The sequence below is a fragment of the Phormidium sp. CCY1219 genome, from assembly GCF_055795085.1.
The window spans coordinates 19,744-30,587 of record NZ_JAYFEQ010000974.1 but is presented as its reverse complement, the minus strand read 5'-3'; the positions used below and the strand labels follow the sequence as shown (position 1 = coordinate 30,587).

Genomic DNA, 10,844 nt, shown 5'->3' with positions numbered 1-10,844 from the left:
GTTTAAGCTTTGCCCCCATTATGAATATATTCTACCCCGCCCGCCTTTTTTTGTCAATTTTTTTTCTTCATTTCTGGGCCGAATCATTGGCGGCGATGGATCCGTTGGAGCTTTGAGTCAATGGGTACGCAAGGGTGCAAATAACGTGCAAATTATGTTGCATAAATGCTTATAAAATAACTCCCGAGACTTCACTGGGGTGCCAATCCGGTTGTGCTTTGGCATTCAAAGGGGCAAAGATAGAGAAAAACAAAGCAATAGAAAGATGAGGAGCGATGAACCAATCGGAAAAATCAAAAGCGGACGAATTGTGTGTTTTAGCGGGTAAGTAAATGCGAGGGAAACAGAAATGAATGAACCTCAGAGGCGATCGGATAGAAACAAAGCGGATAGAGAGTTCGGCCATTCTCAGCGAGTTTCTACCAGTCGATCGCTTGCGGACTGAGACAATTAACCTCGTCTTGAGGGTTCCAAACTTGACCATCGAGAGCCATTTGTTCGATTAAACTAGCCAAACGCAACGCTTTGAGCGCTTGTTCGCCACCAACCGACGGTTGATTTCCGCCGCGAACGCAATGGATGAAATGTTCTAATTCAGCGTGTAGGGGTTCGATATTGCTGGTATGCACCTTTTCGATTAACCCATCTTGACGGTAAAGTACCTGACCGTATTCGGTCATGTAATTTGCCGTAGTTTGCCGATGAATTAGAATTTCATTGTTGAGGAAATCCGCCTCAGTTAAAGAATTTTTGCAATGGGCGACAATCCGGCGAAGTTTGCGATGAGTCACCTTACTAGCAGTCAGGGTTGCGACTACTCCATTCGCAAAGCCCAAAGTTGCCGTCACGTAGTCGAGATAGGAATTGCGATCGGGGTCATTTTTGCAGGCACAACTGCCACTTGAGGTGAGTCGGACCACTGGCGCGGCGGCTAATTCCAACAACAGGTCAATATCGTGAATCATCAGATCCAGGACCACCGAAACATCGTTAGCGCGATTAGAGTAGGGACTCATGCGATGGGCCTCGAGGGCTAGAACGGGTTCGGTTTTGAGAACTTTACTCAGTTCTTGGAATGCGGGATTGAAGCGTTCGATATGACCGACTTGCAAGATACAGCCCGACTCTGCAGCGGTATTCACCAGGGATTCCGCCTCAGAAATGCTTGCCGCAATGGGTTTTTCGATCAAGACATGGACTCCCGATTGGAGGCAAGTCATGCCCACCGAGTGATGCACTCGGGTGGGAACTGCGACGCAAACGGCGTCCACATGGGGAAGCAAGTCGCGGTAATCTTCAAAAAAGCGAATGCGATATTTGCTGGCAATATCGAGTCCGCGTTCGACATTAATATCGGCAACACCGACTAACTCGATATCTTTTAACAAACTTAGCACCCGGGTATGGTGCTGTCCCATATTGCCCACGCCGATTACACCTATTCGTAGGGGTTCCGGCTGACTTCGCGGACTATAACGATTGAATTGCCAAGCTGACATGCGATTATTTTGCACTCCTGGATTTCTCCTCCACCACCAAAAGACTAGAGTCTAGCTATAGATAGACATCTAGGGTTTAAAACCATTCAGATACTATCACAGCTAATCTGTTTGTAAAGATTCACTAAGTTGAGGGCTAGTTCCAGATGGGTTTTTACCTGGGGTAGAAGAAACTCCCCCGGGGGGTTGAGTTTTGTTGGGGAAATATTTTTCGGCAATTTTTCATTGGCTTTCTGGGTTGAGGGAATTGCGGTTCAGGGAGGGCGAGGGGTTTGACCCCACAGCTAAACTGGGCGGCTTTCCATGCCCCAAATTCGGAGGCGAGGGGTGGTTTTTTCCTTTTAATGACAGAAAAGCCGGGGGAAACACTCGGTTTAAATTGAGAGTTGAGTCTTTTATTTTTGAGGTTAAACCTTGGAGAGTTTTGTGGAAAAATGGCGGATTTTAGGGGATAGTTTAACTTTAAAAATGATAGTTGTTTTGGGTTATTTTAAAAAATATTATATTGATTTTCACGCCAAAAAATACCGATAAAAAAGGTAAGCCAAGCAGGGCTGTTGTGGGGATAAAAATAGAGAAGTATGCCTCGATTTGCCAAGGTTTTTATTAACAAAATTGGCGAATTTTGTCAAGGGTAAATTTAACAAAAGTTCGGTATAAACTCGGCAAAAAAGTCACCAGCGAACGCACTGGTGACTGAAAAGAGGATTTAAAGCATTTTAAACCTCAACCAAAAGTAGAGCCATTCCAGCCCCACATAGAACCTTTCGCATCAGAGAACTCGATGTAGATGCGATTTTCCGGGACAGCGAGAGCTTGACTAATCTGCCCGCAAAAGTCCTGACTCATGGACTTGGTGCGATCGCCCCCCATAGTCCCGACGCTTTTAATTTCCACATAGCAAACCGGGTCGAGGGAGCCAGCAAAGGTCATAGCCACATCAGGTTCAAAAGCCGTCATCACGTAAGATTCCGGTTTCCCCAGATGCTTAGCCAAGTTTGCAGAAAGCTGCTTGAGCATGTTTTCCACGTCAGCTTTTGCCGGTGCGGATACAGAAGTTTGAACTTTAATCAGAGGCATAATTCACACAGTCATTGGGTTTGGGAAATCGGTTCACAATGGTAACAAAGGGGTAGAGAGGGTACGCCATTGCTACCATGGGAGGGCGTCGCTTCAGTTTGAGCAACAGCAGAGTTGAAACCGGGTTTTTCTGTGATTGGTTGCTACGCACAGATCGGTTGGTCTGCGCGAGTGCCCCGACGCCCTAGCCACCGTAATTCCAGCCGGTGCTTTCGAGTAAGAGGGGTTCGCCATCGCGGTGGACGCCTGCGGCGATCGCTTCGCCGATAAATACGGTGTGATCGCCCTTTTTCACTGCATCCACCACCTTGCATTCCACATATCCGAGGGAATCGGAAATAATCGGACAGCCGGTTTGGCCCACATAAAACTCCACATCCTCAAACTTGTTTCCCACGCGAGTTTGGGGCTTAAAGAACTTTTGGGCGATATCCTTTTGGCCGGCTTCCAAGACGCTGAGGGCAAACACGCCACTAGCTTCGATCATCGCGTGGGATCCAGAGTCGCGCTTGACGCAGTTCACCACTAACGGCGGATCGAAAGAAGACTGCATCACCCAACTGGCGGTAAACCCGTTGAGATTGTCCTCATGCTTCACCCCACAGATATAAAGACCGTGGGGAATTTTTCGCAGGATTGTTTTTTTTGCTTGTTCGTCTAACATTGACTTGTTTACCCGAGGCATAAACTTGCGATCAGTTTATCGCGTCGTCTCCGTTTGGGGATCTGCCTTTTGGAGAGCATCGCCATTGTGGGGGCGACCGGGACGAAACAGATGGCGATGTTCGGGATGGTACAGACGCGATCGCTTTTTCGGCGCGATCGCCCCTTCAGAGCCGCGATCGGCCAAAGCTGGACTAATCAAATACATGGTGGTGCGAATCAAATGTTCCCGGTGAGTCACTGCCGCCATTTCTTCCAAAGGTACCAGCAGAATTTTTTCATCGGGCCATCCCACGCGATAGCAGATGGCGATCGCTAAATCTGCCGGATAATGCTGCATCAGCTTTTCCTGTGCCCGTTCCACGTGGCGGGCGCTCAGATACAAACACAAACTGGCTTTATGCGCCGCCAATCCTGCCAATTCTTCAGCTTCCGGAACCGATGAGGCCCGCCCGCTGATGCGAGTCAGAATAATCGTCTGCACCAATTGAGGCACAGTCAGTTCCACATTGAGTTTCGCCGCCGCTGCTTGAAATGCACTAATCCCGGGAATAATCTCAAACGGAATCTGCGCGAGAGCTAAAGCTTCCATTTGCTCGTAAACCGCACCGTAGAGGGTCGGATCCCCAGAGTGGAGGCGAACCACCGACTCACCGGCGTTCACCTTGGCAATCATCAGCGGCAAAATGTCTTCCAGAGTTTTATTCCCGGTGGGAATTAACTCTGCATCCGGGCGTACTCCGTGCAAGATTTGTTTTGGCACTAAGGAGTCCGCATAGAGAATCGCATCAGCTTGCGCCAGGATTTTCTGTGCCTTGACGGTGAGTAAATCCGGATCCCCTGGTCCTGCACCGACAATGTAAACGGCAGGTGCGAGGGGAAAAAGACCCGCTTTCGGGTTAGTTTGAGTTGCTGCTTCAGACATGAAAATTCTTGTGTTAATTTACCTAAGACTTCCGGATGCAACCGAGGGGACTCGTAGATAAAAAAGTGGTAGATGCACCCTGGTTAAACCCTAGAATTCGTTCTAGGGTTTTCTTTTTTTTTGGCGATAAAGGTTAGGAAGAGCCAGAGGAGCGATCGCGCCTGGAGACCACATCGGGCAAGGGTCGTTTCCACAGATAAAGCCACCCTAACCCGGCCAATCCCAAGGCGATTCCTGCTAAACTGACTAACTGGGCAATTCGCAACGGCCCGAGCATTAAACTATCGGTTCGCAATCCTTCAATCGACAATCGCCCCAAACTATAGGCGACCAAATAGGTTAAAAATAACGTACCGACTTTCAAATTTGGTTTTCCTTTCAAATCTCTAAAAAATAAAAATAACAACAAGGCGAACACCATTAAATTCCACAGAGACTCATAAAGAAAAGTGGGATGAAAGTATTCAAATTGCATATAGGCGGGGGGACGAGATTGGGGTGGAATGTAGAGTTTCCAGGGCAAATCCGTCGGTCCGCCAAAGGCTTCGGAATTGAAGAAATTGCCCCACCGTCCGATCGCCTGACCCAAAATGACGGAAGGAGCCACCAAGTCTGCCAGTTGCCAAAAAGAGATGTTTTGCACCCGGGCAAAAATGGCGGTAGCGATCGCCCCGGCGATGATGGCTCCGTGAATGGCAATTCCCCCTTTCCAAATGGCAAAAATTTGGCTGAGGTCGTCGGCGTAGATCGGCCACTGAAACAAAACGTAATAAATGCGCGCCCCCGGAATTGCCGCCAACACCAACCAGAAGATTAAATCCCCGAGTAACTCGGGTCTGACGCCTCGGCGCTGAGCGAGATATTGGGAAAGAGTGACGCCGATGAGTACAGCGCCGGCAATTAACAACCCGTACCAACGGATAGTTACCAGTCCGATATCGACAATTTCCGGACCGGGGGAAGTAAATTGAAACCCTAAGGTTAACGTAGAAATATCCATAACAGGGGAAGTTTGGGGGTGGGGAAACACAGTGGCGTCGCGCCTTTGGGGAGGGACATTCACTTCCCCGGGTGCGAGAGGCGTGCCTGGTAGATGCCCGGAAATTAGCCAGAACATATCGATTCTTTGCTATCTTCTCATAGGATGGGCGCAGCCAAGCGTCGTGAGTCGAAAAATCGCACCAGCACCGAGATACTATGGACTTTCCCTTAGCGCGGCAATATTTTTATCGAGAAATTCATCAACCCGAGGAGCAAATCGATTTAGCAAAGGCAGCGCTCTACATTGCACAAGAAGAGTATGCGGAACTGGATCCGGCAGAATATCTCAATGCTTTGGATACGATGGCGGCGGAGGTGGGCGATCGCTTGCCCGAGGAACGCTACCCTTTGCGAATCGTGCAGGCGATGAACCAATATCTCTATGAAGATTTGGGGTTTACGGGCAATACGTCGGATTACTACAACCCGGACAATAGCTTTCTGAATCGAGTCATCGATCGCCGCACCGGAATTCCGATTACCTTGTCTTTGGTGTATCTGGAAATCGCGCGGCGGTTGGAGTTTCCAATGGTGGGCATTGGAATGCCGGGACATTTTCTGATGCGCCCGGATGTGGAGGAGATTGGCATTTTTGTGGATGCGTTTAATGGCGGGGAGGTGATGTTTCCGCAAGATTGCGAGCAGCGTTTGAGTCAGATTTACGGTCAGTCGGTGACGCTGCAACCGGAGTTTTTAAAACCGATCGCGCCCAAGGGGTTTTTGGTGCGGATGCTGACGAATTTGAAAATAATTTACCTACAGGGGAGCGATGCGAAACGCTGTCTGGCGGCGATCGAGCGGATTTTGTTGATATTTCCGGATTCGGCGGTGAATTTGCGCGATCGCGGATTGCTGTACTATCAAAGCCGTCGCTGGACGCAGGCGCGTCAGGATTTAGAGAGTTATTTGGAGATCGCGCCTGATGCGGCGGATGTGTCGGTGATTCGCGAAATCCTACAAAGGATGGGGTAGGGTGGGCAATGCCCACCGGAGAGTGATTGGGGTTAAAGCCGCTGTCTGAGGATAAATTCGGCGATCGCTAAATCCATTGGGGTGGTAACTTTCAGGTTGGTTTCTTCCCCGGGGACGATTTCCACTGGTAGGCTGCATTTTTCAAATAATGCGGCATCGTCGGTGACTTCCCAGGCAAGTTGGCGGGCTTTGTCGTGGCAGTGTTTGAGTTGCGCTACGTTAAATCCCTGGGGGGTTTGGGCGGCCCATAGTTGTCGGCGATCGGGGGTTTGTTGAATCAGGTTAGAGCGATCGGCGACGATTTTAATGGTGTCTTTGACGGGGATAGCCGCAATCAGTCCGGGAGAGTGGCGCAGGCGTTGAGCGCAGCGATCGAATAGGTTTGGGGTGGCCAAACAGCGCGCGCCATCGTGAATTAACACTTGGGTTGCGTTTTGGGGGAGGGACTGCAAGCCGTTATAGACGGATTCTTGGCGGGTGGTTCCTCCTTGAATGAATTCGAGGGGTTTGGTGAGGGGATGGCTGGCGAGAATGGCTTTAAATGCGGGCCAATCTGCTGGTTGGCCGATGATGCCGATCCAGGTAATTTGCTCCGATGTATTGGCGGCTTTAAGGGTCCAAGCGATCAGAGGTTGTTCGAGTAAGGTCAGGAGCAATTTGTTGCGGTTGCTGCCCATTCGCCGTCCCATCCCGGCTGCTGGAATCAATAAATGCACGGTTGTTTTCCTAAAGTTGGTGGTCGATGGTGGTTTGGGGGTGGCGCTTCGCGTGGGCTGACGCCTAAAGAAAATCGAAGAAAGGGTCAAAATTCCCGGCAATGGGGTTGACAAAATGAGAAATATGTGGTAATAAATCGGCGCTACGGCCACCCCCGCTTGCATAGACTGGCAAAAACACTACCTATTGTTTCAGAATCAGTAAACTGGGGCTATTGTATTAGCCGATGTATTAGTTGGCGATGATGAGCGGCGATGCCATTGGCAGGCTGGAAGGGAAAGCTGCTAGAGGGTAGATTTTGCATTCATCATCGCATTAGGTATATCTTCGCGTACAATAAATTTGTTCAGTAAGCACAATCCATCGAGATGCGAATACTGGCCCTTGTCCCTGGCGGAATTGGCGACCAAATTTTGTTTTTCCCGACGTTGGATGACCTCAAACGGTTTTATCCCAACGCACAGATAGATGTTATTGTGGAGCCTCGGTCGAAAGGTGCCTACCGAGTGTGCAAGTTATTCCATGACAAGTCCCTACAGGTGCTTCCGTTCGATTTTAAGGATCGCAACGGATTGGCTGATTGGGGCAATTTACTTGGCATCATGCGCGATCGCGAATACGATGCGGTTTTATCCCTCGGACAGCGCCCGGCGATCGGCTTGTTGCTCTGGCTAACCGGAATCCCGACCCGGATCGGCTATGCCGGCACTTCTCCTTCGTTTTTCCTGACTAACCCGGTACCCCTGAATCCCGACCAGTACGCGGCTTCTATGTACCACGACTTGCTGCAAGGGTTCGGGATTACCACTCCTTGTCCCGAACTGTCGGTGACGTTGCTCAAGGAGGATCTGCGATGGGCGGAGGAGGAACAGGAACGACTGGGGGTAAAAGAAAGTGGCTACATCCTGATCCACGGCGGCGCGAGCGAACTCTCGCAAGCAAAAGGACTTGATAAAATCTACCCGGCGCAGAATTGGCAGGAGATTATTACGGATCTTCAAGAACGTCAGCCCCAATTGCCGGTGGTTTTGGTTCAAGGGCCCTCGGATCGAGGGTTATGCGATCGGTTGGTTCGATCCTGTCCGGGTGTGAAGGTGACTTCTCCCCCAGATGTGGGCAAGTTAGCTGCCGCGATCGCCGCTGCGAATCTGATGCTGTGTACCGATAGTGCCCCCATGCACCTAGCGGTGGCGGTGCAAACTTACACCATCGCTCTGTTTGGTCCGACGGATCCGGCAAAGTTGCTCCCAACTGGCGATCGCTATATCCCGATCGCGTCTCCGACGGGCAATATGGCCGATATTTCCCCAAAAACTGTTTTGGAAAAGGTTTGGGGCGGCTAGCATTAAGGTCAAGAATTGAGAATTGAGAATTGAGAAAATTCTTAATTCTTAGTTCTTAATTCTTCATTTTTTGTGGTTATGAAATCTGCAGTATTCCTCGACCGAGACGGCGTTCTCAATCAAGAAGTGGGTTATATCCACCGGGTGGACGACCTGCATTTAATTCCCGGTGCGGCTGTAGCCGTGCGGCGATTGAACGATCGCCAGTTTTTTTGTTGTTTGGTGTCCAATCAATCCGGTCCGGCGCGGGGATATTACCCGATCGCTCATGTGGAGGCATTGCACGAGCGTTTGTGTCAGTTACTCGCCGCTGAAGCCGGCGCGCGGTTGGACGCGCTCTATTTTTGTCCCTATCTCAGCCCTCCGGAAGGAGGCAAAACCCCAGAATTTACCCGCTGGAGCACTTGGCGCAAACCGAATACGGGCATGTTGGTGGCGGCGGCTTGGGAACAGGATCTCGATGTGCGCCGCAGTTTTATGGTGGGGGATAAGGCGACGGATGTGGATCTGGCCCATAATGCGGGCTGTCGGGGCATTTTAGTTAAAACCGGCTACGGCGATCGCGTCTACCGGGGGGACTATCAACACCACACCCACCCGGATTATCTGGCGTCGGATTTAGCCGATGCCGCAAACTGGATTTGTCAGCAACCCCAGGCGTAATTGGTCAATGACAAATGACCAATGACGAAGGACAAATGACAAATGATAAAGGACTTCTAATACGCTCCTTCTTTTGCCAAGACAACTTTCACGGTTTGGAACAAAATCTGAAAATCTAGGGAGACCGACCAGTTTTGGATGTAGGTCATATCGAGACGGAATACATCGTCAAAATCGACGACATCAGAACGTCCCGAGACTTGCCAGAGTCCGGTGATTCCGGGCAATACTTCATGGCGCATAAAGTGATGTTCGTCAAAGTGAGCCACGTCGCGCAAGGGGAAAGGACGAGGACCGACTAAACTCATTTCGCCGTTTAAGACGTTGAGAATTTGCGGAATCTCATCTAAACTATAGCGACGAATAAATTTACCCACGCGGGTAATTCGGGGGTCGTCTTTCATTTTGAACATGACGCCGCCTTTCATTTCGTTTTTGGCTTCGAGTTCTTTTTGTAACTCTTCTGCATTGGTGACCATCGTGCGGAACTTCCAGACTTTGAAATGTCTGCCTTTGAGACCGACGCGGGTTTGTTTGTAAAATATCGGGCCTGGAGAGTCGAGTTTGATGGCGATCGCCAATCCGATTAAGAGCGGGCTGAATAGAATCAGAAGAATCGTGGCGGCGATCAGGTCGAAGCTGCGTTTGATCCAATAATCTCCTCCAATAATCGGCGGGGAACGAAACCTCATGCTGGGGATGCCATTGACCATTTTGATTTCGCTCCACTGAATGGGTAGTTCTAAACCGAGGGGAACAATCCGTAAGTGGATTCCGGCGCGCTTCAATTCCCAGTAGAGATAAATTTGTTCTTTCACCGAGAGGGTAGAACAGACAAAGACTTCGCCCACATGTTTTTTGCGAAGTCCTTCAATCATCTCGGACCAATCGGTGTTGCGATCGCGGGTGGAGAGTTCTTCCACATGGCAGATCAGATATTGTTTGGCTTTGGTGATAAATTTGGTTGCGGGTTCAATATCATTAGGTTGACAGATTAATCCAATCCGTTGTCGAATTGCGCCTTTTTGACGCAGATAAATAATGGATAAATGCAGGATTAATCGTTCGGTGAGGACAAAAGCCAGACTAAATATCCAGGACAACAATAATGTGGAGCGGGAGATGATAACATCTGGCTCGTAAAGATAGCCGATAATTAATAAAACGCACTGGGCCAAACTGAGAGATTTAATCAGATTAAAGAAGTCACGCCGTCGGTCGTCGGTGCTGTAGAGTCCGGATGCGGCGAGCATGCCGATTGCGATCGCTAATATGGGCAGTAAAAAGCCGGGGCGCTCGGCATTAGCAGAAAGTAGACGAAACGAACCAACTGGTGTTCCCAGTTCATCCGCTAATAGCCACGCAAAAGCGATTGAGAGGCCATCGAGCGCTAGGAGAACCAGCACTCGCAGGGAGCCGATCCCAGTGCCGCTACTGAGCTGGGCAATAAGTGGAGCGCGGATGTCTAGCCTTTTGTTATGCATGTTCTTGTCGAATGCATCAAACACGGGTTTATTTCCCCTTTTTGGGTATGCTTATTTTTTAACACCAATCGTTTAGTAGATGCCACCCGCTAGAGACAGAGCCATGAGTTATTTAATTGTTGGGTGAGCGATCGCCACCGAATGAAGTGTGTCATGGGGTTGTAGAACAGCCTTTGCGACATGGGTCGAACTTCAACACATGCTCTGTTACCAGACCAGTTCCTCTGACAGCTCCAACTCATAGAAGGGAGTCGATTCAATGGCAAGGTTTGGCGCGATGTCGCCTTTTACCATCGATCTCCCACTTTTTTACAGCTACTCCCTTATTTTTTCGGATGTGAAGGTACAGACGCATCAGTAATTTTCCGGAAGTTTGAAGTGATATTCATTCGCAGCCCAAGGATTTGTGGCGATTTTCGGGACTGGATTCGATGTCAATACCACATTGAGGTTTTTT

At 49.7% G+C, this 10,844-nt stretch carries 10 protein-coding genes; 3 read left to right on the top strand and 7 right to left on the bottom strand.

What is annotated here, in order from left to right:
- Positions 1-419: 419 nt before the first annotated feature.
- The 5 genes from AC0QH1_RS31500 to lgt all read right to left on the bottom strand — a co-directional run bounded on the left by AC0QH1_RS31500 (position 420) and on the right by lgt (position 5,167).
- Positions 420-1,499 (bottom strand): Gfo/Idh/MocA family oxidoreductase, encoded by a 1,080-nt coding sequence (locus AC0QH1_RS31500; protein ID WP_324635377.1) that lies wholly within the window; start codon positions 1,497-1,499, stop codon positions 420-422.
- 726 nt (positions 1,500-2,225) lie between these two features.
- Complete coding sequence (locus AC0QH1_RS31495; RefSeq protein WP_324635375.1) at positions 2,226-2,579, bottom strand: phenylpyruvate tautomerase MIF-related protein; 354 nt, start codon at positions 2,577-2,579, stop codon at positions 2,226-2,228.
- A gap of 184 nt (positions 2,580-2,763) precedes the next feature.
- Positions 2,764-3,243, bottom strand: a complete 480-nt coding sequence (locus AC0QH1_RS31490) for a flavin reductase family protein (RefSeq protein WP_324635374.1) — start codon at positions 3,241-3,243, stop codon at positions 2,764-2,766.
- A 36-nt stretch (positions 3,244-3,279) separates the two neighbouring features.
- A complete protein-coding gene (cobM, locus tag AC0QH1_RS31485; RefSeq protein WP_324635373.1) occupies positions 3,280-4,167 on the bottom strand; it encodes a precorrin-4 C(11)-methyltransferase in 888 nt (295 codons plus the stop codon).
- A 133-nt stretch (positions 4,168-4,300) separates the two neighbouring features.
- A complete protein-coding gene (gene lgt, locus AC0QH1_RS31480) occupies positions 4,301-5,167 on the bottom strand; it encodes a prolipoprotein diacylglyceryl transferase (protein WP_324635372.1) in 867 nt (288 codons plus the stop codon).
- Positions 5,168-5,364: 197 nt separating this feature from the next.
- Between lgt and AC0QH1_RS31475 the strand changes: the two genes are divergently transcribed.
- Positions 5,365-6,180, top strand: coding sequence for a SirB1 family protein (locus AC0QH1_RS31475; RefSeq protein ID WP_324635371.1), 816 nt, complete (start codon positions 5,365-5,367; stop codon positions 6,178-6,180).
- A 32-nt stretch (positions 6,181-6,212) separates the two neighbouring features.
- On the opposite strand, the gene ispD is transcribed toward AC0QH1_RS31475, so the two are convergent.
- Positions 6,213-6,896, bottom strand: coding sequence for a 2-C-methyl-D-erythritol 4-phosphate cytidylyltransferase (gene ispD / locus AC0QH1_RS31470; protein WP_324635370.1), 684 nt, complete (start codon positions 6,894-6,896; stop codon positions 6,213-6,215).
- Positions 6,897-7,265: 369 nt separating this feature from the next.
- On the opposite strand from ispD, the gene AC0QH1_RS31465 reads away from it, so the two are divergent.
- Together AC0QH1_RS31465 and AC0QH1_RS31460 are read left to right on the top strand one after the other, a co-directional pair.
- On the top strand, positions 7,266-8,240 hold the full coding sequence (locus tag AC0QH1_RS31465; RefSeq protein ID WP_324635369.1) for a glycosyltransferase family 9 protein: 975 nt from the start codon (positions 7,266-7,268) through the stop codon (positions 8,238-8,240).
- A gap of 78 nt (positions 8,241-8,318) precedes the next feature.
- Positions 8,319-8,903, top strand: a complete 585-nt coding sequence (locus AC0QH1_RS31460; RefSeq protein ID WP_324635368.1) for a D-glycero-alpha-D-manno-heptose-1,7-bisphosphate 7-phosphatase — start codon at positions 8,319-8,321, stop codon at positions 8,901-8,903.
- A 56-nt stretch (positions 8,904-8,959) separates the two neighbouring features.
- Here the strand turns inward: AC0QH1_RS31460 and AC0QH1_RS31455 are convergent, their stop codons facing one another.
- Complete coding sequence (locus AC0QH1_RS31455; RefSeq protein WP_324635367.1) at positions 8,960-10,387, bottom strand: sugar transferase; 1,428 nt, start codon at positions 10,385-10,387, stop codon at positions 8,960-8,962.
- Positions 10,388-10,844 lie beyond the last annotated feature (457 nt).